Origin of the sequence: Mesorhizobium sp. M0184 (genome assembly GCF_040322215.1) — a bacterium.
GTDB lineage: Bacteria > Pseudomonadota > Alphaproteobacteria > Rhizobiales > Rhizobiaceae > Mesorhizobium.
Genome location: NZ_JAMYSZ010000009.1, coordinates 31,949 through 54,252, shown reverse-complemented (window position 1 = coordinate 54,252; position 22,304 = coordinate 31,949). Strand labels below are relative to the sequence as shown.

Sequence of the window (22,304 nt, the reverse complement as noted above, 5' to 3'; positions counted from 1 at the left end):
TTGGCGCCAGCGTGCCGTATCGAATCAACCGGAGGTGTCGGCCAAACGGCCAAGGCGTAACGCAATTTCAGGCAATGTGCATTTTGCGACAAATTTGCAACATTAGCGGCGCAAACCGTATTTTAACCATATCGGGTTGAAATTTCGCCACCTTCTCCATCTTGGTGAGGGGGACATTGCGCGGACGGCATCCCCAGCCCGATCCGACGGAGGTTGAAGAATGAAATTTTCGAAAACCGGCCTGCTGGCCGTATCGTTGGCCGTGCTCGTTGCGAGCGGCTGTTCAACCTCACGGTTCTCATCGATGGACGAGCAGCAGCCGGCGCCCCTGGAAGCTGCGCCCGCCGGCAAGGTGACTGCAAACCAGCTGCCGCCGCCGGCGACACCCGGCCCGGCCGACCCGTCGAAATTTCCGACCGCGCCGCAGAACACCCAGGTCGCCTCGCTGCCGCCCGACGGGACGGCGCCGGCCGGTGCGGCCGATCTGACCGCCTCCAGCGTCGCCGGTGTTTGGAAGGCAAGCGTGTCCGGCCAGAGCTGTCAGGTGGCGACGCCGCAGACCAAATTCGGTTCGGGCTACCGCGCCGGACCGCTGCATTGCCCGGCGCCGCTCGATGGCATCAAATCGTGGAACGTCGCCGGCAAACAGCTGACGCTCTTTGACGAGAATGGCGGCACGCTGGCACGGCTTTATTCTTCGGGCGGCGAGAAATTCGACGGCCAGACTTCCAACGGCCTGCCGATCTCGCTTACAAGGTAAGAGAACGGCCCCCCATTGTTACGCAATTCCGGACGGAAAACCGTTACACACTTTTCCTGGAATTGCCTCTTTTGTTTTTTACGCAATTCCGGACAGAAAACCGCTACACACTTTTCTTGGAATTGCTCCGGAACGACGTGACCAATGCATCTGCGTGACGGCCTCCAGACCCATGCGACCGTCAAGCAGCGCTATGACCATCTGGTCGAGACGGGCGCCATCGGGCGCGATCCGGCGCAGGAGCGGATCGCCGCTGCGCTCGACCGGCTGATCGAAGAGATATCGGCAAAGCGGCTGGCGCAGAAATCAAGCGCGCTGGGGTGGCTGTTCGCCCGCAAGCGCGAGGTGCACGAGGCGGTCAAGGGCCTTTATATCCATGGCGGCGTCGGCCGCGGCAAGACCATGCTGATGGACATGTTTTTCGGGCTGCTGCCGGTGCGGCGCAAGCGCCGGGTGCATTTCAACGACTTCATGGCCGACGTGCAGGACCGCATCCAGAAGCACCGGCAGGCTCGCAAGAACGGCACGGCCAAGGAGGACGACCCGATCCCGCCGGTGGCGCGCGCGCTGGCCGAGGAAGCCTGGGTGCTATGCTTCGACGAGTTCTCCGTCACCGACATCGCCGATGCGATGATCCTGTCAAGGTTGTTTTCGGCGTTGTTTGCCAATGGCGTGGTGCTGGTTGCCACTTCCAATGTCGCGCCGCAGGATCTCTACCGCGACGGCCTGAACCGTCAGTTGTTTTTGCCGTTTGTCGCTATCCTGGAGCGCCACGCGCAGGTGCTGGCGCTTGACGCCGACAAGGATTACCGCCTCGACAAGCTCAGCCGCATGCCGGTCTACGTCACCCCGGCCGATGCCGCCGCCGACCATGCGCTCGACGACGCGTGGGCGGTGATGACGCATGGCAGGCCGACGGCCGAGACGATGCTGACGGTGAAGGGCCGGCACGTCGTAGTGCCGCGGGCTGCAGGGGAGGCTGCGCGGTTTTCCTTCGCCGATCTCTGCGAGAGGCCGCTCGGCGCCCGCGACTATCTTGCCATTGCCGCCCGCTTCTCGACCATCTTCATCGACCATGTGCCGGTGCTCGGCGAAGGCAAGCGCAACGAAGCCAAGCGCTTCATCCTGCTGGTCGATACGCTCTACGATCATCATGTGCGGCTGGTGATGAGCGCCGCGGCACCGCCGGCGCAGCTCTATACGGCCAAGCGCGGCAACGAAGTCTTCGAGTTCGAGCGCACCGCATCGCGGCTGATCGAGATGCAGAGCCACGACTGGCTGGAGGACTGGGCGGAGAGGCAGAGGGCGCGCAGGGATCATCGACGGAGGCACGGCAGGCACAGGCGTGAGGGATAGTACCGAAGGGGGCGCTGCCGCCGGCGCCTATAATCGATAAACATACATGACGAACCCCTCCGCCGGCCCATGCGGCTCTTTTCGCGACTCGTAAAGTGCGCGAGCAGCAACATTGTCCGGCTCGGTGCCGACCCACGCCTCCTCACAGCCATGCTCGCGACCGAGTGCGAACATGGCGCCGAGCATCCTCGTCGCAATGCCCTGGCGTTGAAAGGCCGGCGCCACGCCGACCTCGTCTACGTAGAGTTCGCTCACCTTGTCCGGGTGGCGGTGGATGACGGCTGCGCATTGGCCAACGACGATGCCGTCGGCGAGGGCCACGACCATGAAATGACAGGGCTCCGCGAGATAGGCGGAGAGCCGATCCGGCCTGACCGGCTCGTCGAAGACTTCATCGGCAACCCGCATCACAAGGGCGTCATCGTCAGGAAACAGCCTTCTGATTTCCAGTGCCATTGTGTAGAATTTCTCTAGTCGGCTTCAGAATTTTGACGTTTACGTAAGTCCCATTGTTTCTAACCGATTGAAATTATTCACTCCAAAATAATCGTTTGAATTTTTGTGCGGCCGGGGCTATTGCGTGCGGCGAATTTCGCGGTTCCGCAGCATTCCGGCCTCTTCCTCCGACGCCGTCATCAAATCGTCAAGGATTTGGGGCGCCGTCATAGTCAAAGGGAAAACATCCTGACATGGCACGCAACAAGATAGCGCTCATCGGCTCGGGCATGATCGGCGGCACCCTCGCCCACATGGTCGGCCTCAAGGATCTCGGCGACGTCGTGCTGTTCGATATCGCCGAAGGCATCCCGCAAGGCAAGGGACTGGACATCGCGCAGTCGTCACCGGTCGATGGGTTCGACTCCAGGCTGACCGGCGTCAACGACTATGCCGGTATCGAGGGCGCCGACGTCTGCATCGTCACCGCCGGCGTGCCGCGCAAGCCCGGCATGAGCCGCGACGATCTTCTAGGCATCAATCTGAAGGTGATGGAGCAGGTCGGCGCCGGCCTCAAGAAATACGCGCCAAAAGCCTTCGTCATCTGCATCACCAATCCGCTCGACGCCATGGTCTGGGCGCTGCAGAAGTTTTCCGGCCTGCCCAAGAGCCATGTCGTCGGCATGGCCGGCGTGCTCGACAGTTCGCGCTTCCGTTATTTCCTTGCCGAGGAATTCAAGGTCTCGGTCGAGGACGTCACTGCCTTCGTGCTCGGCGGCCACGGCGATTCCATGGTGCCGATGATCCGCTATTCGACGGTTGCCGGCATCCCGCTGCCCGACCTCATCAAGATGGGCTGGACCTCGAAAGAGCGGCTCGACCAGATCGTGCAGCGCACCCGCGACGGCGGCGCCGAGATCGTCGGCCTACTCAAGACCGGCTCTGCCTTTTATGCGCCGGCCGCCTCGGCCATCGCCATGGCCGAAGCCTATCTCAAGGACAAGAAGCGGGTGCTGCCCTGTGCGGCGTATCTTTCGGGCCAATATGGCGTCAAGAACACCTATGTCGGCGTTCCCGTTGTAATCGGCGCCGGCGGCGTCGAGCGGATCATCGAGATCGAGCTCGCGAAGAACGAGCAGAAGATGTTCGACAATTCAGTCGCGGCGGTGCAGGGCCTGTGCGACGCCTGCGTCAAGATCGCTCCGCATCTCGCGGCCAAGTAAGCCGGCAACCAAGCCCGCCAAGCAAGCTGGAGACATAGCGCATGAACATCCATGAATATCAGGGCAAGGCGCTGCTGAAAGGTTTTGGCGCACCGGTGGCCGAGGGCGTGCCGGTGTTCAAGGCGAACGAGGCGGAAGCCGCCGCCAAGGCGTTGCCCGGCCCGCTCTATGTGGTCAAGAGCCAGATCCATGCCGGCGGTCGCGGCAAGGGCAAGTTCAAAGAGCTCGGCGCCGATGCCAAGGGCGGTGTCAGGCTGGCAAAGTCGGTGGCCGAGGTCGTCGCCAACGCCGAGGAGATGCTCGGCCATACGCTGGTCACCAAGCAGACCGGCCCGGCCGGCAAGCAGGTCAACCGGCTCTATATCGAGGACGGCGCCGACATCGAGCGCGAGCTCTATTTGTCGATCCTGGTCGACCGCTCGGTCGGGCGCGTCGCCTTCGTCGTCTCGACCGAGGGCGGCATGGACATCGAGGCGGTCGCCCACGACACGCCGGAAAAGATCATCACCGTAGCCATCGACCCGGAAAAGGGCGTGACGGCCGACGACGTGAAGAAGCTCAACGCGGCGCTGAAGCTCGACGGCGACGCCGCCAAGGATGGCGCCACGCTGTTCCCCATCCTCTACAAGGCCTTTGTCGAGAAGGACATGAGCCTGCTCGAGGTCAACCCTTTGATCGTCATGAGGAGCGGCCGGCTGCGCGTTCTCGACGCCAAAGTGTCGTTCGACAACAATGCGCTGTTTCGCCACCCGGACGTGCTCGAATTGCGCGACACCACCGAAGAGGACGAGAAGGAGATCGAGGCGTCGAAATACGACCTCGCCTATGTCGCGCTCGACGGCAATATCGGCTGCATGGTCAACGGCGCCGGCCTCGCCATGGCAACGATGGACATCATCAAGCTTTATGGCGCCGAGCCCGCCAACTTCCTCGATGTCGGCGGCGGCGCGTCGAAAGAGAAGGTGACGGCGGCGTTCAAGATCATCACCAAGGATCCGGCGGTCAAAGGCATCCTGATCAACATCTTCGGCGGCATCATGAAATGCGACATCATCGCCGAGGGCGTCATCGCCGCTGTCAAGGAGGTCGGCCTGCAAGTGCCGCTGGTTGTGCGGCTGGAAGGCACCAATGCCGAGCTCGGCAAGAAGATCATCAACGACAGCGGGCTAAACGTGGTGTCGGCCGATGATCTTGATGACGCAGCCAAGAAGATCGTCGCGGCGGTGAAGGGCGTCTGATGCAGCGGATGCTGGCCCTAGCGCTGACCGGCATGGCCCTTTGGGCCAGCGCTGCTGCGGCCGCGGATAGTTCGAAGTCGCCTGCCTGGATCGGCAAGAGGGTCAATCTCTTCATGAACTTATGTCCGGCAACGGCGCCCAGCTTCGGCCGGTTCAACGCGGTTGCCCGGCAAAGCGGGTTCAAGGCCGGATCCGACGGGCTGCAAGTCTACAAGGCCACGGAGATCGTTGCCTCAATCAAGAGTTGGAACGGTCGCTGCGACTGCCTGGTCTCCTTCGGCACCAACGATCCGAAGCTGGCCGCCAACATGATCCTGAAAAGGCTTCTGACCAAATATGGCAGCAGTTTCCAAGCCGATGATGACCCCAAGTCCCTTGGTGAATTGAGAACGTCTAACGGCAATTTATCGGTGCAGATCGTGACGACCCGGCGCGCCGGGGGCCAATGGATCGGTGCTGTCGTTCATGGAAACCAAAAATGCCCAGCTTGAAAACAGAACTTCAGGGTCAAGGTCGATAGGCGATGCCTCCGTACAAGATAAATCTCGTCGAGGCGGCGGATCAGAAGATCAACAAGGTCTTCGATCCGCATATTGCCGGCGACGTCAACGATTCCCAAGTCAAGATCGCCAAATTCGGCGACGTCTTCGACTGGCACGCGCATGACAATGAAGACGAAGCATTCCTGGTGCTGCGCGGCCGCATCGCCATCGATTTCCGCGACGGCACGGTTGAGCTTGGCAGCGGCGAGTTCATTGTCGTGCCGCGCGCCGTCGAGCACCGGCCGCGCTCGCTAAGCGAGGAGCCGGTGGTGCTGATGTTCGAGCCGGCAACGACGCTCAACACCGGCAATGCCAAAAGCGACCTTACCGTCGCCGAGCTGAAGCGGTTGTGACCATGAGCGCGCGGCCTTCCCCGATCAACGGTTTTTAAAAAGGACCATCATGTCCATTCTCGTCGACAAGAACACCAAGGTGCTGGTGCAGGGCCTGACCGGCAAGACCGGCACGTTCCACACCGAACAGGCGCTGGCCTATCACGGCACGAAAATGGTCGGCGGCATCCACCCCAAGAAGGGCGGCGAAACCTGGACCGGCGCCAAGGGCGAGGCACTGCCGATCTTCGCCACCGTAGCCGAAGGCAAGGCCAGGACCGGCGCCAATGCCTCCGTCGTCTACGTGCCGCCGGCAGGGGCCGCGGAAGCGATCCTGGAAGCGATCGAGGCCGAGATCCCGCTGATCGTCTGCATCACCGAGGGCATACCGGTGATGGACATGATCAAGGTCAAGGCGAGGCTCGACCGCTCGACGTCGCGGTTGATCGGCCCCAACTGCCCCGGCGTGCTGACCCCGGACGAATGCAAGATCGGCATCATGCCCGGCAACATCTTCCGCAAGGGCTCGGTCGGCGTTGTTTCCCGCTCGGGAACGCTTACCTATGAGGCGGTGTTCCAGACCACCAATGTCGGCCTCGGCCAGACCACCGCCGTCGGCATCGGCGGCGATCCGGTCAAAGGCACGGAGTTCATCGATGTGCTGGAGATGTTCCTCGCCGACGACGAGACCAAGTCGATCATCATGATCGGTGAGATCGGCGGTTCGGCCGAGGAAGATGCCGCGCAGTTCCTTAAGGACGAGGCAAAGCGCGGCCGCAGCAAGCCAATGGCCGGCTTCATCGCCGGGCGCACCGCGCCGGCGGGCCGCACCATGGGCCATGCGGGCGCGGTCATCTCCGGCGGCAAGGGCGGCGCCGAGGACAAGATCGCGGCGATGGAATCGGCCGGCATCAAGGTTTCGCCGTCGCCGGCCCGGCTCGGCACGACGCTGGTCGAGGCGATCAAGGGTTAGGGGAGTAAGGGAGTACGGGAATAGGGGAGTAGGGAACAAGACGAGGGCATTTGCCCTACTCCCTTACTCCCCTATTCCCTTACTCCCCTCCAACAAAGGAGACGAAGCAAAGGCTTCGACAATGACATGGCAAGACAAGATCAGGCCAACGACCAGTTTTCGCTTACCTCTTTCCTCTATGGCGGCAATGCCGATTATATCGACGCGCTCTATGCCGCCTATGAGGACGATCCCGCTTCCGTCGATCCCGAATGGCAGGACTTCTTCGCGGCGCTGAAGGACGACGCCGGCGACGTGCGCAGGAACGCCAAGGGCGCCTCTTGGGCCAAGCCCTCCTGGCCGATGCAGGCTAATGGCGAGCTGGTTTCGGCGCTGGACGGCAATTGGGGCCTGGTCGAAAAGCACATCGAAAAAAAGGTCAAGGACAGGGCGGCCGGCAACGGCGCAGCGCTTTCCGACGCCGACGTGCATCAGGCGACGCGCGATTCCGTCCGCGCCATCATGATGATCCGCGCCTTCCGCATGCGCGGCCACCTGCACGCCAATCTCGATCCGCTTGGCATTGCCAAGCCGCTCGAGGATTATAACGAGCTGTCGCCGGAGAATTACGGCTTCACCGAAGCCGACTACGACCGGCCGATCTTCCTCGACAATGTGCTCGGGCTGGAATTCGGCACCATCCGGCAGATGCTCGATATCCTGACCCGGACCTATTGCTCGACGCTCGGCGTCGAATTCATGCATATTTCCGATCCCGAGGAGAAGGCCTGGATCCAGGCGCGCATCGAGGGCACCGACAAGGAGATCTCCTTCACCGCCGCCGGCAAGAAGGCGATCCTGCAGAAGCTTGTCGAGGCGGAAGGCTTCGAGCAATTCATCGATGTCAAGTACAAGGGCACCAAGCGCTTCGGCCTTGATGGCGGCGAGTCGCTGATCCCGGCGCTGGAGCAGATCATCAAACGCGGCGGCCAGCTCGGCATGAAGGAGATCGTGCTGGGCATGGCGCATCGCGGCCGGCTGAACGTGCTGTCGCAGGTGATGGCCAAGCCGCACCGCGCCATTTTCCATGAGTTTAAGGGCGGCTCGGCCGCGCCCGACGAGGTCGAAGGCTCGGGCGACGTGAAGTACCATCTCGGTGCCTCGTCGGATCGCGAGTTCGACGGCAACAAGGTGCATCTGTCGCTGACCGCCAATCCCTCGCATCTGGAAATCGTCGACCCGGTGGTGATGGGCAAGGCGCGCGCTAAGCAGGACTATCTGTTCGGCCGCAGCCGCGAGGAGATCGTGCCGCTGGAAGAGCGCGCCAAGGTGCTGCCGCTGCTGTTGCATGGCGACGCCGCCTTTGCCGGCCAGGGCGTGATTGCCGAAATCCTCGGCCTGTCGGGCCTGCGCGGCCACCGCGTCGCCGGCACGCTGCATTTCATCATTAACAACCAGATCGGTTTCACCACCAACCCGCGCTTCTCGCGCTCGTCGCCTTATCCGTCGGATGTGGCCAAGATGATCGAGGCGCCGATCTTCCACGTCAACGGCGACGATCCGGAAGCGGTGGTCCATGCCACCAAGGTGGCGATCGAATTCCGCATGAAGTTCCACAAGCCTGTCGTGGTGGACATGTTCTGCTACCGCCGCTTCGGCCATAATGAGGGCGACGAGCCGGCCTTCACCCAGCCGATCATGTATCGCAAGATCCGCAACCAGAAGACGACCATGCAGATCTATGCCGACCGGCTGATCGCGGAAGGCCACATCACCCAGGCCGAGCTCGAAAAGGTGAAGGCCGATTGGCGGGCGCATCTCGAGCAGGAATTCGAGGTCGGCCAGCACTATAAGCCGAACAAGGCGGATTGGCTGGACGGCGCCTGGTCCGGCCTGCGCTCGGCCGACAACCAGGACGAACAGCGGCGCGGCAAGACCGCGGTGCCGGTCAAGACGCTGAAGGAGATCGGCAAGAAACTGACCGAGGTGCCGAAGGATTTCGAGGCGCACAGGACGATCATCCGCTTCCTCGACAACCGCCGCCAGGCGATCGAGTCGGGCGAAGGCATCGACTGGTCTACGGCCGAGGCGCTGGCCTTCGGCGCCATCCTGCTCGACGGCAATCCGATCCGGCTGTCCGGCCAGGATTCGGAGCGCGGCACGTTCTCGCAGCGCCATTCCGTGCTCTACGACCAGCGCGACGAGACACGCTACATCCCGCTCAACAATCTGTCGGCGGCGCAGGCCGGTTTCGAGGTCATCAACTCGATGCTGTCGGAAGAGGCCGTCCTCGGCTTCGAATATGGCTACTCGCTGGCCGAGCCGAAGGCACTGACGCTGTGGGAAGCGCAGTTCGGCGACTTCGCCAACGGCGCCCAGGTGGTCTTCGACCAGTTCATCTCGTCGGGCGAGCGCAAATGGCTCAGAATGTCGGGCCTCGTCTGCCTGCTGCCGCATGGCTACGAAGGCCAGGGCCCCGAGCATTCGTCGGCCCGGCTCGAGCGCTTCCTTCAGCTTTGCGCCGAAGACAATATGCAGGTCGCCAACGTCACGACGCCGGCCAACTATTTCCACATACTGCGCCGGCAGTTGAAGCGGGACTTCCGCAAGCCGCTGATCCTGATGACGCCGAAGTCGCTGCTGCGCCATAAGCGGGCGGTATCGACGCTGCCGGAGATGTCGGGCGAAAGCGCCTTTCACCGGCTGTTGTGGGACGATGCCCAGCTGCTGTCGGGCCAGGCCATCAAGCTCACCAAGGATTCGAAGATCCGCCGTGTCGTGCTCTGTTCGGGCAAGGTCTATTACGACCTCTACGAGGAGCGCGAGAAGCGCGGCATCAACGACATCTATTTGCTGCGCGTCGAGCAGCTCTATCCGTTCCCGGCCAAGGCGCTGATCACCGAACTGTCGCGCTTCCGCAATGCCGAGATGGTGTGGTGCCAGGAGGAGCCCAAGAACATGGGCGCCTGGTCGTTCATCGATCCGTATCTCGAATGGGTGCTGGCGCATATCGACGCCAAGCATCAGCGGGTGCGCTATACCGGCCGGCCGGCGGCCGCCTCGCCGGCGACCGGATTGATGTCGAAGCATCTCGCCCAGCTTGCCGCCTTGCTCGACGACGCGCTTGGTGAATAGAACAGAACCGAAAGAAACGGACAGGCACAATGGCAACCGAAATCCGCGTCCCGACACTTGGTGAATCCGTCACCGAGGCGACCATCGGCAAATGGTTCAAGAAGGTCGGCGACGCGATCGCCGCCGATGAGCCGCTGGTTGAGCTCGAAACCGACAAGGTGACGGTGGAAGTGCCGGCCGCCGCCGCGGGCACGCTCGCCGAGATCGCCGTCAAGGAAGGCGAGACGGTCGGCGTCGGCGCACTGCTCGGCACGATTTCGGCAGGCGCCGGCGCGGCAGCCAATGCCGCCGCTCCGGCAACGAAGCAGGAGGCGGTGTCGCAGGCTTCGGCTCCGACTGCGGCCTCGAGCGTCAAGCAGGCCGCTGCCGAGACGGCCAAGATCGCCGGCGACGCCGGCGCAATCGAGACGCGCACCATGCCGCCGGCACCGTCGGCGGCAAAGCTGCTGGCCGAGCACAATCTCGCAGTCGACCAGGTGTCGGGCTCGGGCAAGCGCGGCCAGGTGCTGAAAGGCGACGTGCTCGACCTTATCGCCAGGGGCGCGCCGTCGCAGCCGGCAGAAATGCCGAAGGCCGCGCCTGTACCGGCACCCGTTGCCGCGCGCGCGCCGTCCTCGGCCGACGATGCCTCGCGCGAGGAGCGCGTGCGCATGACCAAGCTGCGCCAGACCATCGCGCGCCGCCTCAAGGAAGCGCAATCGACCGCCGCCATGCTGACCACCTTCAACGAGGTCGACATGAGCGCGGTGATGGCGCTGAGGAGCAAATACAAGGACGTGTTCGAGAAGAAGCACGGCGTGAAGCTCGGCTTCATGGGCTTCTTCACCAAGGCGGTCACCCATGCGCTGAAGGAGATCCCGTCGGTCAATGCCGAGATCGACGGCACCGATATCATCTTCAAGAACTACGCCCATATCGGCGTTGCCGTCGGTACAGAGAAAGGCCTCGTCGTTCCGGTTGTGCGCAATGCCGACCAGATGTCGATCGCCGAAATCGAGAAGGACATCGGCAGGCTGGGGCTTGCGGCGCGCGACGGCAAGCTGTCGGTTGCGGATATGCAAGGCGGCACGTTTACGATTTCCAACGGTGGCGTTTACGGGTCGCTGATGTCGACGCCGATCCTCAATGCGCCGCAGTCCGGCATTTTGGGTATGCACAAGATTCAGGAGCGGCCGATGGTGGTCGGCGGCCAGATCGTCATCCGGCCGATGATGTATCTGGCGCTGTCCTACGACCACCGCATCGTCGACGGCAAGGAAGCGGTGACCTTCCTGGTCCGCGTCAAGGAAAGCCTGGAGGATCCTGAGCGGCTGGTGCTCGACCTCTAGGGGCGGCCGACGTGAGCCGGAGCATGGATCTGCGCCGCCGGATGAGTTCGTCTCGTTTCCGGTCCGGTTTGTTTGTCACAATCTGCGCACTCGGCGTGCAGACGGTCTCCGCGGCGCTCGCCGCCTGCCCGCTCGAGCTCGCCGTCTATGGCGATCCCGAAAACGCCGCCGAGATCGATTTCAGGCCAACCGGCGAATCGGCCGCCGTCACCAACAGCTTCAAGATGGTGCTCGATAAGGGCGTCGTGCTCGACGGCATCGTCATGTGGACGGAGGGCGCGGCGCGGCCGCATGGCTCGCTGATGTACAAATGCCCGGCCGGCGACGTCACCGGCGACGAGCTCGCCGCCTGCACTGTGTGGGAGGGCGTCATCTACACTGCCGACGACCAGGGCAATATCGCGTTGCTGCCGGGCGAAGGAAAGGATGCGCCGAAGAAGCTGATCTTGCCTGATCTGGGAGCGTCGCTGCAGATGTCGGCGGCCTATGGCGCCAACGGCTTTTCCAAGGTGCCCTGGGACGTCTTTGCCCTGAAGGGATGTCAGGAATGAGCGCGAGCGGAAAGATCCTGCTGGTGACCGGCGGCAGCCGCGGCATTGGTGCCGCTACATGCAGGCTTGCCGCCAAGGCCGGCTATCGCATTGCGGTCAATTACGCGTCGAATGCAAAAGCCGCCGAAGCGGTGGTCGCCGACATCGAGGCCGCTGGCGGAGAAGCCTTCACAGTCAAGGCCGATGTCGGCAGCGAGACGGACGTATTGGCCATGTTCGAGGCTGTCGATGGCCGTTTCGGTCGGCTCGACGCGCTCGTCAACAATGCCGGCGTGGTCGACCAGAGCGCGCGCGTCGACGAGCTTAGCGCTGCAAGGCTGGAGCGCATGATGCGCATCAATGTGATCGCGCCGATGCTTTGCGCCCGCGAGGCGGTGAAGCGGATGTCGACCAGGCATGGCGGCAAGGGCGGCGCCATCGTCAATGTTTCTTCGATCGCGGCAAGGCTTGGCGGGCCGGGTCAATATGTCGACTACGCCGCCTCGAAGGGCGCGGTCGATTCCTTCACCATCGGGCTTGCCCGCGAAGTGGCCGGCGAAGGCATTCGTGTCAACGCGGTCAGCCCGGGCATCATCGACACCGAAATTCATGCCTCCGGCGGGCAGCCGGATCGCGTCGAGAGAATGCGCAAGGTGGTGCCCATGCAGCGCGTCGGCACCGCCGAGGAAGTCGCAGCCGCAATTCTCTGGCTGCTGTCGGACGAGGCGTCCTACACAATAGGCGCCAATCTGGAAATCGGCGGCGGCCGCTAAAGCAAAAGGGACAGTATCATGGCCTATGACGTCGTTATCATCGGATCGGGACCAGGCGGCTACGTCTGCGCCATCAAGGCGGCGCAGCTCGGTCTGAAGACGGCGGTAGTCGAAAAGAACCCGACCTTCGGCGGTACCTGCCTCAACATCGGCTGCATCCCGTCAAAGGCGCTGCTGCATGCGTCCGAGATGTTTGCCGAGGCCGGCCATTCCTTCGAGGCGCTCGGCGTCGAGATCGGCGCGCCCAAGCTCAATCTTGGGAAGATGATGGCACACAAGGATGCGACGGTGACGGCCAACGTCAATGGCGTCGCCTTCCTGTTCAAGAAGAACAAGATCGACAGTTTTCGTGGCACCGGCAAGGTGGTTGCGGCCGGCAAGGTGTCGGCGACCTCCGATGACGGCAAGGTCGAGGAGATCGAGACCAAGAACATCGTCATCGCCACCGGCTCCGACGTCGCCGGCATTCCCGGCGTCAAGGTCGATTTCGACGAGAAGGTGATCATCTCGTCGACCGGCGCGCTGTCGCTGGACAAAGTGCCGGGCCATCTGGTGGTGGTCGGCGGCGGTGTCATCGGTCTGGAGCTCGGCTCGGTATGGGCGAGGCTCGGCGCCAAGGTCACCGTTGTCGAGTTCCTCGACACCATCCTGGGCGGCATGGACGGCGAGGTCGCCAAGCAATTCCAGCGCCTGCTGTCGAAGCAGGGCTTTGAGTTCAGGCTGGGCGCCAAGGTGACCGGCGTCGCCAAGGCCAAGAAGGGGGCGACGGTCACCTTCGAACCGGTCAAAGGCGGTGCGGCCGAGACGATCGAGGCGGACGCGGTGCTGATTTCGACGGGACGACGGGCCTATTCGGACGCTCTCGGGCTGAAGGATGCCGGCGTCGACGTCGATGAGCGCGGCCGGGTCAAGACCGACGGTCATCTCAGGACCAACGTGCCCGGCATCTACGCCATCGGCGATGTCATCGCCGGGCCGATGCTTGCCCACAAGGCCGAAGACGAGGGCGTGGCGGTAGCCGAAACCATCGCCGGCCAGGCCGGCCATGTGAACTATGACGTGATTCCGAGCGTCGTCTACACCACGCCGGAAATCGCCTCGGTCGGCAAGACCGAAGAAGAATTGAAGAAGGCCGGCATCGACTACAAGGCCGGAAAATTCCCGTTCAGCGCCAATGGCCGCGCGCGCGCCATGCTGCACACCGACGGCTTTGTGAAAATCCTGGCCGACAAGGCCAGCGACCGTGTGCTCGGCGTCCACATCGTCGGCTTCGGCGCCGGCGAGATGATCCACGAGGCGGCCGTGCTGATGGAATTTGGCGGCTCGTCGGAAGACCTAGCCCGCACCTGTCACGCCCATCCGACAATGTCGGAGGCGGTAAAGGAGGCGGCATTGGCGACGTTCTTCAAGCCCATCCATATCTGAGCAATTGAATCGCAGGCGACGGTGGCGATTGGCGAAAGCGGGGCTGATAGCCAATCTCCCCCCAAGTGGGGGAGATGTCCGGCAGGACAGAGAGGGGCGCGAAGGATCACCACAGACGGCTTCCATTCTGAACCACAGATGGATTCCAGGGTCTCCGCGATGTCGCTTCGCTCCTGCTCCGCGCTGGATGACGAAGATGAAGTTAGCCCATGGCTAATCGCAGCTCAGAGCATCGACGGCTGCTCCCCAAAAAAAACGGCCCGCCTTTCAGCGGACCGTTCATATATTAAATCAGCAGTCTGATCACTGAGCCGGGGCCGGGGCCGGTGCTGGTGCGGGAGCCGGAGCCGGAGCCGGGGCTGGCGCAGGGGCCGGAGCGGGTGCAGGTTCTGCCGGAGCCGGAGCCGGAGCGGGTGTCGCCGGAGCTGGCGCAGGAGCCGGTTCGGCTGGCTTCATCGGCTCGGCAGGTGCTGGGGCCGGAGCCGGTGTGCTGGCTGCGGGCGGTTCGGCAGGCGCAGGTGCCTCGCTACGTCTTCCAAAAACATAATAGGCGACAATTGCCAGGATAACGACGACCAGTGCAATCAGCCAGCCGCTGCCGCCGCCGCGTGGCCGTGCGGTACCCGGTGAGGTGAATGGGTCGTTCGGATTGGGTGTGTTCGCCATAAAAGTGTCCTCCGTGGATGAAAAACATCAAGTAATAGCCATCAACGTACAATCGTTGAATCGGTTTCACATTAGGCGTTGAAAACGCCGAAAACAGGGCAATTCTGATCCGGAATCGCTTGCAGGCATGCATTTCCACCGCAAAATGGGTTTCGATCGAGCCAAACCGAACCTTTTTCAGTTTCTTGGCACGAAGCGCGGCTGGTCCGCCGTCGCGCCACGAGTAAGGGCTGGTCCCGCCTCGGCAATGATTCGGTGTGCAACTCCGCCGTGTCGTTCAGTTGACGGCGGTCACCGTATAGCCGGTCTTGCGGAAACCCTCGACCAAGCCTTGCGCTCCGGGAAGGTGCATGGCGCCGACCGCCATGAAGACATTGCCGTGGGCGAGGATCGGCGCTGCACGATCGACCATCACCTTGTTGCGGCTGGTGATCATGGTCTGCTCGAATTCGGCGTAACCCGATTGGTCGTCGACCTGTTCGGGGATGACGGCCCGAAACAGCGGTACATACATGCCAGTGTCGCCACGCCGGTAAAGCACGATCATGGTTTCGTTGACGTCGTTCACCTTGTCGCCAAGCTTCAGCGTATCGACCAGCCCCTTCAGGTGAAAGGCGATCGGCAGCGAAGCCATGGCGCGCAGCTGGTCGGCGATTGTCTCCAGCCCCTCGACCGATTTGCCCGAAGCCTCGGCGTCCTTGGCAAGCTTGACGTCGAGCACCGGCGCACCGCCAGCCTGGCGGGCGACTTCGCATGCAGGTAGCGCCACCATCGCCGACAGCAACCAGGGTTTCATCTTGGCGACGGTCGCTGGCGGGATGCCACGCGCATCGAGCGCCTTGTTGACCACCGCCGCATCCTCCGGCGACAGCAGCGACGAAAGCGTCGTCTTGTCGGTGAACATCATCAGCTCCGGCTCTTTCAGCAGTGCTGCCATCATCTTCTGCTTGTCGAGCACTTCGGTGGTCTCGATGATGACGGTGCCAGCCGCATCGAATGCCTTCTGCGCGGCGGGTGGCAGCGTGGTGACGCGCGGGTCGGTAACGTGCATGGTGCCGAACAGGAAGGACGGTTTTTCACCCGATTTTTCGAGCTTCCACAGCAGGCCCTTGCCGTTCGGCGTCGCTGCCGCGTCTGCCTCGATCTTGCGGTAGGCAGCCGGGTCGTCCTTTTGCAGCGCGCTCAGCATATCGCTACCGGCGCAGGCCGAAGTCTCGGCGCGTGCCTTGCCCGCGGCGAGCAGCGCGACGATGAGGAAAGAAAGGAAAAACAGGGCGTTGAGCGCGACGAGCAGCTTCAGCGACATATGGGTCGCGCGGTCGGCGATGGCGATGAGGCGTTTCATGCTGCGGTTCTAGGCGCAAAAAGCGGCAAAACGGTTAACCGGCGCATCAAAATTGTTGCGAGATGGCCACCGACACATGCATCGATCACGCACGAGGATGAGCTGCTTCGTAAATCTCGAGCAGCCTGGCGGTGTCGACGCCGGTGTATATCTGGGTTGTCGACAGGCTGGCGTGGCCGAGCAACTCCTGGATGGTGCGCAGGTCGCCGCCCCGCCCTAGCAGATGCGTGGCGAAGGAATGGCGCAGCGCATGCGGCGTCGCCGTGTCGGGCAGGTTGAGCGCCGAGCGCAGCTTGGCCATGTCGCGCTGGACGATTGCCGGGTTCAGCGGGCCGCCGCGGGCACCGCGGAACAGCAGGCCCTTGGGATCGAGATGCCAGGGACACAAGCGGCGGTATTCGGCAATCGCCCGCAGCGCTACCGGCAGCACCGGCACCAGCCGGGTCTTGCCACCCTTGCCGGTGACGCGCAGCACGGTATCACCAGGTGAGGAAAGATCGGCGCCCGACAGGCCGAGCGCCTCGGAGATCCGCAAGCCGGACCCATAGAGCAGGGTCAGCACGGCGGCGTTGCGCGCGGCAATCCACGGCTCCTCTGCCAGTTGGCCTTCCACCGAGACGACGTGTTTTGCATCGCTTGCGGTCAGCGGCTTGGGCAGCGATTTCGGCTGCCGCGGCGCGCGCAAGGCTGTCGCACCTGCCGCATTGGCGAGGCCGCGCCGTTCCAGGAAACGCAGCAGCGAGCGGATGCCGGCCAGCCCGCGCCCGAGCGTGCGGGCGCCGGCGCCCTCGGCACGGCGGGCAGCGAGAAAGCCGCGCAAATCGGCGGGGCGCAGATCGGCGATGTCGGAAATGCCGGGCGAGCCGCCGCAATGGCCGGTCAGGAAATGCAGGAACTGGCGCGTGTCGCGCTCATAGGCCTCGACGGTTTCGGGCGATAGCCGGCGTTCGCGCGCCAGCATCTTCAGCCAGGCCTCGCGCGCCGCCTGCAGGTCGGGTTTTGCCGGTATGAGGAATTCCTGCATTGCACTCTTCCAGTTCCCCGCCATCTTCCGGCACGCGGGTTAGGAAGCGGTGAAGAGCGGCGTCATTGAAATGACGACGGGCTGGGGTTAGAGCAAGGCAAAGGATTTTCCGCAGATGATCAAGCCGCAAAACCCCGTCCAGATGGCCGTGATCGGTGCCGCGCATGGCATCAAGGGCGAATTGCGCGTCAAGAGCTTTACCGGCGACCCGCTGGCGCTGGCCGATTACGGTCCGCTCTACGCCAGGGATGGCCGCGCCTTCCAGATCGTCGACATCAGGCCCGCCAACACCGTGGTGGTGGTGCGGTTCAAAGGCGTCAACGACCGCAATGCCGCCGAGGCGCTGGCCGGCACCGAATTGTTCGTAGATCGTTCGGTGTTGCCCGATGAGGGCGAAGAGGATGAATTCTACCATGCCGACCTCGTCGGACTGGAGGTCAAGGACGACACCGGTGCGGTCATCGGCAAGGTCGTCGCCGTGCACAATTTCGGCGGCGGCGACATTCTCGACGTGACGCTGGCGGGGCGCAAAGGCGTGCTCATCCCGTTCACGCAGGCCGCCGTTCCGGAAGTGTCGATCGCCGGCGGCTTTGTCCGCGTTGATCCAGCCGCCGCAGGGTTGGTCGAGGACGAGGACGGCGAGCCTCCCGCTGACGACGGTTTCGACCCCAAGGGCAGGCCGCGCGGGCCGAGGGACGCCGGAGGCAACCGGTGAGTTTTTCGGCTTCGGTGCTGACGCTCTATCCCGACATGTTTCCCGGCGCGCTCGGCCTGTCGCTGGCCGGCCGCGCGCTGGAGACCGGCATTTGGTCGCTCGAAACAGTCCAGATCCGCGACTTTGCCAGCGATCGCCACCGGACCGTCGATGACACGCCGGCCGGCGGCGGCGCCGGCATGGTGATGCGGGCAGACGTGCTGGCCAGCGCCATCGACCACGCCTCGCCGGCAGGCGATCCACGTCCGCGCCTGCTGATGAGCCCGCGCGGCAAGCCGCTGAACCAGGCACGCGTGCGCGAACTCGCCGCTGGGCCGGGTGCGGTGATCGTCTGCGGCCGCTTCGAAGGCGTCGACCAGCGGGTCATCGAGGCGCGCGGCCTCGAAGAAGTTTCGATCGGCGACTTCATCCTGTCCGGCGGCGAGCCGGCGGCACTCGTGCTGCTCGACGCCGTGGTGCGCCTGCTGCCCGGCGTCATGGGCAATGCGGTATCGGGCGAGGAAGAGAGCTTTGAAAACGGCCTGCTCGAACATCCGCATTATACGCGGCCGCAGGAGTTCGAGGGGCGGCCGATTCCCGAAGTGCTGATTTCGGGCAATCACAGGAAGATCGCGGCGTGGCGGCGGGCCGAAGCGGAGAGGCTGACGAAGGAGCGACGGCCGGATCTTTCAGCCGCTCAGCCCTTATCGAAATAGTAGAAAGCCAGGAACAGGCCGACGGCGATGACGAAGCCGCGCACCGCGTTCTGCGGCACGCGCCTGGCGATCCAGACGCCGGCATAGCCGCCGAGCGCGCCGCCCGGGATCATGATGATCGCCTGCAGCCAGGCGATGACGCCGCCGGAGACAAAGACCAGGATGGCGACCGCAGCGATGACCACGGCCAGCATGTTCTTCAGTGCGTTCAGCCGGTGATAGTCGCCGGACTGGGTGAGACCGAGCGTCGCCAGCATCATGACGCCCATGCCGGCGCCGAAGAAGCCGCCATAGACGGCGGTGGCGAACTGCGCCAGCGACCCGACCAGCGAACCTACCGCGGCCTCATGCTCCGGCTTGGGCGCCGGCTTCAGCCATGGCCCGGCAGCGAACAATGCGGTTGCCGCCAGCAGCAGCCACGGCACCAAGGCGCGGAACGACGGGTTGTCGAGCCCTAGAAGGATGAGCGCGCCAGACAGCGCACCGAGAGCCGAAATGAGGCTGAGCAGCAGTGCGCCACGCCAGAAATGCTTGATGTCGTGCCAATAGGCGAGCGTCGAGGTGATGTAGCCAGGAAATTGCGTCACCGACGATGTCGCATTGGCGACGATCGGCGGCAGGCCGGCCAGGGTCATGGCGCCAAAGGTTATGAACGTGCCGCCGCCGGCAACGGCATTGACCGCGCCTGATAGAAAGCCGGCGAGAAAGAGCAGGACCGCGTCCAAGATTGGCATGAGGGGTGTCGTCGCTGGAGGAAAATGCCTGTCTTCCGGCTTAGGAAGCTTGACGCGCGGGCGCAACCCCCTGGACCACAAGCGATCACGGGATTGCCACAGCGGGCGCCAGCCCAAGAAGCAGCGCAAAAAAGAAACGGCCCAAAAAAGAAACGGCGAAGACGTGACAAAGCGCCGAAATAGCTGTATGTGCGCGCCGAACCGGAAGAAAAATCTGCCAAGAGCGATCTTCTGGCCCGTCAACAATGACGGTGTAGTCGCCCCTGCCCGATGTTCTCGAACAGACGTTCTCGAACGAAGGGCATAGCCGAGCGGTCGATGCGACTGCAAGGCGAGTGTCGGGCGCTCTGACTGTCGGAAGAACAAGAAGTGGATTTTTGAGATGGACATCCTCCGTCAGCTCGAGGCCGAGCAGGCCGCCAAGATCGAAGCCAAGCGCAAGCTCCCCGAATTCCAGCCCGGCGACACCGTGCGCGTCCAGGTCCGCGTGACCGAAGGCACCCGCACCCGCGTGCAGGCCTATGAGGGCGTCGTCATCGCCCGCGCCGGTGCCGGTTTCCAGGAGAGCTTCACCGTCCGCAAGATTTCCTACGGCGAAGGCGTCGAGCGTGTGTTCCCGGTCTATTCGCCAATGGTCGAGGGCGTCGAGATCGTGCGCCGCGGCAAGGTGCGTCGCGCCAAGCTGTACTATTTGCGTGACCGTCGCGGCAAGTCGGCCCGCATTTCGGAAAACACCGGTGTGCGCGCCCGCAAGCTCAACGACGAAGAGCGCGATGCGCTGAACGCCGAGAAGGCGCGCATCGAGGCCGAGAAAGTGGCCGCCGCCCAGGCGCTGGCCGCCGAGAAGGCCGCGCAGGACGCCGCCGAGAAGAAGGCCGCCGACGAGGCCGCCAAGGCCGCGGAAGCAGCTGCCGCCGAATAAGGCTCTTCAAGAACGTATTTTCGGAAAGGCGGCTTCGGCCGCCTTTTTGTTTCGCGAGGCGGATTCTATTTTGCCGGGCTGCGTCGGCCGCAATCGATACGGATCGTTACGTAATGCCGCCGTTGAAAGCATTGGAATCCATTTTCGTGCCGAGTGGCGCATCGGAGCGGCTTGCAAGGCGCCTGCGGAAAGCTAAAGTCGGCGCCGGATTTCCTGCATGCCTCGGTCGATCGAGGCGGTTCAGTTCCTGGGGAGCATAGTCATGATCAATTCGAAACTGCTGCTGGCCGGCCTGCTGGCTTGCCTTCTCGTGCCTGTCGCGGCTCTGGCGCAGGCGCTGCCCGACCTCGGCGGCAAGAAGGTGGTGGTGGTGACCGAAAACGCCTATCCGCCGCTGCAGTTCATCGATGCCAAGACCGGCAAGCAGATCGGTTGGGAATATGACGCGATGAACGAGATCGCCAAACGGCTGAATTTCAAGGTCGAGTACCAGAATACCTCTTGGGACGCGATGATCCAGGCGGTTTCCGACAATCAGTACAACATCGGCATGACCGGCATCACCATCAAGGACGACCGCAAGCAGAAGGTCGATTTCTCCGATCCGTATATGCGCTCGGAACAGTTCATGCTGGTGCGCGGCGACGAGAAGCGCTTCACCGACGCCAAGACGTTCGCCGCCTTCAAGGACGGGCTGATCGGCGCGCAGGCCGGCACGACGCCCTTCTACACCGCCGTCTACAGCGTGCTCGACGGCAACGAGCAGAACCCGCGCATCAAGCTGTTCGAGACATTCGGCGCGACGGTGCAGGCGCTGAAGGCCGGCGACGTCGACGTCGTGCTCACCGACGGCACTGCCGGCAAGGGCTATGTCGATGCGTCCAATGGCGGCCTTAAGCTGATCGGCGGCCCACTCGGCACCGAGGATTTCGGCTTCATCTTCCCCAAGGGCTCCGACCTGGTGAAGCCGGTCAACGCGGCAATCGCCGCGCTCAAGGCCGACGGTACGCTCGACGCGCTCAACAAGAAGTGGTTCCTTGATTACAAGATGGGGCAGTAGGCCCGCTTGTTGCGCGCATTTCATGACGATTGTGCGCGGGAACTCGCGCTGACTCTGCGCTCGTACACCCCCCTCTGTCCTGCCGGACATCTCCCCCTCAAGGGGGGAGATCGGATTTCGCATCGGCTTTCGCCAATTTTCAGTGTTGCAGAACGGGCCGCGAGGTCAAAGCTGCCGATCTCCCCCCTGGAGGGGGAGATCGCCGGCAGGCCAGAGGGGGGTGTGACAGAACGCTGCCTTCGTGACTCTGTTATCGGTACCGCTTGATGCCGTCGGCGCCTCCCGCCTCAGCCAAATCCGACTTCCCGTGGTGGCTTGCCGTGGCCGTGGCGATCGCCTTGGCCGCCGCCATCTTCATCGCTGCCAGCGACCTCTATGCCCAGGTCTTCGCAACCGTCGCCAAGGGCATCGGCGTCACCATCTTCGTCACGGTGGTCGCCTTCGCGCTGGCTTGCGCGATCGGCCTCGGCGTCGCGCTGATGGGCCTGTCGGGCTCACGCTGGCTCAGCCAGATCGGCCGCTTCTACGTCGAGATCATCCGCGGCGTGCCGATGCTGGTGCTGTTGTTCTGGATCGCCTTTGCCGGGGCGCCGGCCTTCGTCGCGGCATGGAACGCGCTGACGGCGCCGCTGCAAAGCGCCGGCCTCTTCGGTGAGCTGCTGGTACGCGACGTGTCGTTGCTTTGGCGCGCCGTCATGGCGCTGACCATCGGCTATTCCGCCTTCATCTCGGAGGTGTTCCGCGCCGGTATCCAGGCGGTCGAGAAGGGGCAGATCGAGGCGGCCAAGGCGCTCGGGCTGACGCGCACCCAGCGCTTCCGGCTGGTCATCTTTCCGCAGGCGATCCGCACCATCCTGCCGCCGCTCGGCAATGATTTCGTCGCCATGGTCAAGGATTCCTCGCTGGTCTCGGTGCTCGGCGTCGCCGACATCACCCAGATGGGCAAGATCTACGCCGCCGGCTCGTTCCGCTTCTTCGAAACCTATTCGATCGTCGCCTATATCTATCTCATCCTGACCGTCGGCCTGTCGTTGGCCTTGCGGGCGCTGGAGAAGCGGCTCCGCCACCAGCATGGGGAATAGAAGGCAGGCGAAAACGGCGCTACCATCGAGCG

The 22,304-nt window shown here is 63.4% G+C and carries 21 protein-coding genes; 17 read left to right on the top strand and 4 right to left on the bottom strand.

Features of this window, described 5'->3' with window-relative positions; all coding sequences use genetic code 11:
• Positions 1-220: 220 nt before the first annotated feature.
• Positions 221-760: a protease inhibitor Inh/omp19 family protein gene (locus NKJ23_RS13330; RefSeq protein ID WP_023679800.1), complete on the top strand. Its 540-nt coding sequence runs from the start codon at positions 221-223 to the stop codon at positions 758-760.
• 144 nt (positions 761-904) lie between these two features.
• On the top strand, positions 905-2,116 hold the full coding sequence (gene zapE, locus NKJ23_RS13325) for a cell division protein ZapE (RefSeq protein ID WP_502902532.1): 1,212 nt from the start codon (positions 905-907) through the stop codon (positions 2,114-2,116).
• 27 nt (positions 2,117-2,143) lie between these two features.
• Here the strand turns inward: zapE and NKJ23_RS13320 are convergent, their stop codons facing one another.
• Positions 2,144-2,572, bottom strand: a complete 429-nt coding sequence (locus NKJ23_RS13320; RefSeq protein WP_352456336.1) for a GNAT family N-acetyltransferase — start codon at positions 2,570-2,572, stop codon at positions 2,144-2,146.
• A gap of 233 nt (positions 2,573-2,805) precedes the next feature.
• On the opposite strand from NKJ23_RS13320, the gene mdh reads away from it, so the two are divergent.
• From mdh to lpdA, 10 genes are all read left to right on the top strand, one after another.
• Entirely contained in the window at positions 2,806-3,774 is a 969-nt protein-coding gene (gene mdh, locus NKJ23_RS13315; RefSeq protein ID WP_352450176.1) for a malate dehydrogenase, read from the top strand.
• 41 nt (positions 3,775-3,815) lie between these two features.
• Positions 3,816-5,012 (top strand): ADP-forming succinate--CoA ligase subunit beta, encoded by a 1,197-nt coding sequence (gene sucC, locus NKJ23_RS13310; RefSeq protein WP_352450175.1) that lies wholly within the window; start codon positions 3,816-3,818, stop codon positions 5,010-5,012.
• Complete coding sequence (locus NKJ23_RS13305; RefSeq protein ID WP_352680596.1) at positions 5,012-5,503, top strand: hypothetical protein; 492 nt, start codon at positions 5,012-5,014, stop codon at positions 5,501-5,503. Before sucC ends, NKJ23_RS13305 begins: the two co-directional genes overlap by 1 nt.
• A gap of 32 nt (positions 5,504-5,535) precedes the next feature.
• Complete coding sequence (locus NKJ23_RS13300) at positions 5,536-5,907, top strand: cupin domain-containing protein (RefSeq protein ID WP_352450173.1); 372 nt, start codon at positions 5,536-5,538, stop codon at positions 5,905-5,907.
• 49 nt (positions 5,908-5,956) lie between these two features.
• Positions 5,957-6,859 carry a succinate--CoA ligase subunit alpha gene (gene sucD / locus NKJ23_RS13295; protein WP_352450172.1) on the top strand — a complete coding sequence of 301 codons (903 nt, stop codon included), beginning with the start codon at positions 5,957-5,959 and terminating at the stop codon, positions 6,857-6,859.
• A gap of 126 nt (positions 6,860-6,985) precedes the next feature.
• Positions 6,986-9,973 carry a 2-oxoglutarate dehydrogenase E1 component gene (locus NKJ23_RS13290; RefSeq protein WP_352680595.1) on the top strand — a complete coding sequence of 996 codons (2,988 nt, stop codon included), beginning with the start codon at positions 6,986-6,988 and terminating at the stop codon, positions 9,971-9,973.
• A 29-nt stretch (positions 9,974-10,002) separates the two neighbouring features.
• Positions 10,003-11,301, top strand: a complete 1,299-nt coding sequence (odhB, locus tag NKJ23_RS13285; RefSeq protein ID WP_352680594.1) for a 2-oxoglutarate dehydrogenase complex dihydrolipoyllysine-residue succinyltransferase — start codon at positions 10,003-10,005, stop codon at positions 11,299-11,301.
• Between the two features lie 23 nt (positions 11,302-11,324).
• A complete protein-coding gene (locus tag NKJ23_RS13280) occupies positions 11,325-11,852 on the top strand; it encodes a hypothetical protein (protein ID WP_352680593.1) in 528 nt (175 codons plus the stop codon).
• On the top strand, positions 11,849-12,604 hold the full coding sequence (locus NKJ23_RS13275; protein WP_352680592.1) for an SDR family oxidoreductase: 756 nt from the start codon (positions 11,849-11,851) through the stop codon (positions 12,602-12,604). Before NKJ23_RS13280 ends, NKJ23_RS13275 begins: the two co-directional genes overlap by 4 nt.
• A gap of 18 nt (positions 12,605-12,622) precedes the next feature.
• Positions 12,623-14,029, top strand: a complete 1,407-nt coding sequence (lpdA, locus tag NKJ23_RS13270) for a dihydrolipoyl dehydrogenase (protein ID WP_352680591.1) — start codon at positions 12,623-12,625, stop codon at positions 14,027-14,029.
• Between the two features lie 943 nt (positions 14,030-14,972).
• Here the strand turns inward: lpdA and NKJ23_RS13265 are convergent.
• Both NKJ23_RS13265 and NKJ23_RS13260 read right to left on the bottom strand, forming a co-directional pair.
• Positions 14,973-16,040 carry a TraB/GumN family protein gene (locus tag NKJ23_RS13265; protein WP_352680590.1) on the bottom strand — a complete coding sequence of 356 codons (1,068 nt, stop codon included), beginning with the start codon at positions 16,038-16,040 and terminating at the stop codon, positions 14,973-14,975.
• 85 nt (positions 16,041-16,125) lie between these two features.
• Positions 16,126-17,064 carry a tyrosine recombinase XerC gene (locus tag NKJ23_RS13260; protein WP_352456326.1) on the bottom strand — a complete coding sequence of 313 codons (939 nt, stop codon included), beginning with the start codon at positions 17,062-17,064 and terminating at the stop codon, positions 16,126-16,128.
• 115 nt (positions 17,065-17,179) lie between these two features.
• Here NKJ23_RS13260 and rimM point away from each other — a divergent pair, with 115 nt between their 5' ends.
• Both rimM and trmD read left to right on the top strand, forming a co-directional pair.
• Positions 17,180-17,779 (top strand): ribosome maturation factor RimM, encoded by a 600-nt coding sequence (rimM, locus tag NKJ23_RS13255; protein WP_352680589.1) that lies wholly within the window; start codon positions 17,180-17,182, stop codon positions 17,777-17,779.
• Positions 17,776-18,474 carry a tRNA (guanosine(37)-N1)-methyltransferase TrmD gene (gene trmD, locus NKJ23_RS13250; RefSeq protein ID WP_352680588.1) on the top strand — a complete coding sequence of 233 codons (699 nt, stop codon included), beginning with the start codon at positions 17,776-17,778 and terminating at the stop codon, positions 18,472-18,474. The genes rimM and trmD overlap by 4 nt, the downstream gene beginning before the upstream one ends.
• Here the strand turns inward: trmD and NKJ23_RS13245 are convergent.
• Positions 18,456-19,208: a sulfite exporter TauE/SafE family protein gene (locus NKJ23_RS13245; protein WP_023679781.1), complete on the bottom strand. Its 753-nt coding sequence runs from the start codon at positions 19,206-19,208 to the stop codon at positions 18,456-18,458. The two genes, trmD and NKJ23_RS13245, sit on opposite strands and share 19 nt — an antisense overlap.
• A gap of 382 nt (positions 19,209-19,590) precedes the next feature.
• Here NKJ23_RS13245 and rplS point away from each other — a divergent pair, with 382 nt between their 5' ends.
• The 3 genes from rplS (at position 19,591) to NKJ23_RS13230 (ending at position 22,272) form a co-directional block, all read left to right on the top strand.
• Positions 19,591-20,130 (top strand): 50S ribosomal protein L19, encoded by a 540-nt coding sequence (gene rplS, locus NKJ23_RS13240; protein ID WP_352468080.1) that lies wholly within the window; start codon positions 19,591-19,593, stop codon positions 20,128-20,130.
• Positions 20,131-20,392: 262 nt separating this feature from the next.
• Positions 20,393-21,190 (top strand): transporter substrate-binding domain-containing protein, encoded by a 798-nt coding sequence (locus NKJ23_RS13235; protein ID WP_031212709.1) that lies wholly within the window; start codon positions 20,393-20,395, stop codon positions 21,188-21,190.
• 266 nt (positions 21,191-21,456) lie between these two features.
• Entirely contained in the window at positions 21,457-22,272 is an 816-nt protein-coding gene (locus tag NKJ23_RS13230; RefSeq protein ID WP_352572232.1) for an amino acid ABC transporter permease, read from the top strand.
• The last annotated feature ends 32 nt before the right edge of the window (positions 22,273-22,304 follow it).

Excerpts from the sequence above, each read along its gene's own strand:
- NKJ23_RS13330 (WP_023679800.1), top strand. The coding sequence starts at position 221 with ATGAAATTTTCGAAAACCGGCCTGCTGGCCGTATCGTTGGCCGTGCTC.
- zapE (WP_502902532.1), top strand. The coding sequence starts at position 905 with ATGCATCTGCGTGACGGCCTCCAGACCCATGCGACCGTCAAGCAGCGC.
- NKJ23_RS13320 (WP_352456336.1), bottom strand. The coding sequence starts at position 2,572 with ATGGCACTGGAAATCAGAAGGCTGTTTCCTGACGATGACGCCCTTGTG.
- mdh (WP_352450176.1), top strand. The coding sequence starts at position 2,806 with ATGGCACGCAACAAGATAGCGCTCATCGGCTCGGGCATGATCGGCGGC.
- sucC (WP_352450175.1), top strand. The coding sequence starts at position 3,816 with ATGAACATCCATGAATATCAGGGCAAGGCGCTGCTGAAAGGTTTTGGC.
- NKJ23_RS13305 (WP_352680596.1), top strand. The coding sequence starts at position 5,012 with ATGCAGCGGATGCTGGCCCTAGCGCTGACCGGCATGGCCCTTTGGGCC.
- NKJ23_RS13300 (WP_352450173.1), top strand. The coding sequence starts at position 5,536 with ATGCCTCCGTACAAGATAAATCTCGTCGAGGCGGCGGATCAGAAGATC.
- sucD (WP_352450172.1), top strand. The coding sequence starts at position 5,957 with ATGTCCATTCTCGTCGACAAGAACACCAAGGTGCTGGTGCAGGGCCTG.
- NKJ23_RS13290 (WP_352680595.1), top strand. The coding sequence starts at position 6,986 with ATGGCAAGACAAGATCAGGCCAACGACCAGTTTTCGCTTACCTCTTTC.
- odhB (WP_352680594.1), top strand. The coding sequence starts at position 10,003 with ATGGCAACCGAAATCCGCGTCCCGACACTTGGTGAATCCGTCACCGAG.
- NKJ23_RS13280 (WP_352680593.1), top strand. The coding sequence starts at position 11,325 with ATGGATCTGCGCCGCCGGATGAGTTCGTCTCGTTTCCGGTCCGGTTTG.
- NKJ23_RS13275 (WP_352680592.1), top strand. The coding sequence starts at position 11,849 with ATGAGCGCGAGCGGAAAGATCCTGCTGGTGACCGGCGGCAGCCGCGGC.
- lpdA (WP_352680591.1), top strand. The coding sequence starts at position 12,623 with ATGGCCTATGACGTCGTTATCATCGGATCGGGACCAGGCGGCTACGTC.
- NKJ23_RS13265 (WP_352680590.1), bottom strand. The coding sequence starts at position 16,040 with ATGAAACGCCTCATCGCCATCGCCGACCGCGCGACCCATATGTCGCTG.
- NKJ23_RS13260 (WP_352456326.1), bottom strand. The coding sequence starts at position 17,064 with ATGCAGGAATTCCTCATACCGGCAAAACCCGACCTGCAGGCGGCGCGC.
- rimM (WP_352680589.1), top strand. The coding sequence starts at position 17,180 with ATGATCAAGCCGCAAAACCCCGTCCAGATGGCCGTGATCGGTGCCGCG.
- NKJ23_RS13245 (WP_023679781.1), bottom strand. The coding sequence starts at position 19,208 with ATGCCAATCTTGGACGCGGTCCTGCTCTTTCTCGCCGGCTTTCTATCA.
- rplS (WP_352468080.1), top strand. The coding sequence starts at position 19,591 with ATGGACATCCTCCGTCAGCTCGAGGCCGAGCAGGCCGCCAAGATCGAA.
- NKJ23_RS13235 (WP_031212709.1), top strand. The coding sequence starts at position 20,393 with ATGATCAATTCGAAACTGCTGCTGGCCGGCCTGCTGGCTTGCCTTCTC.
- NKJ23_RS13230 (WP_352572232.1), top strand. The coding sequence starts at position 21,457 with ATGCCGTCGGCGCCTCCCGCCTCAGCCAAATCCGACTTCCCGTGGTGG.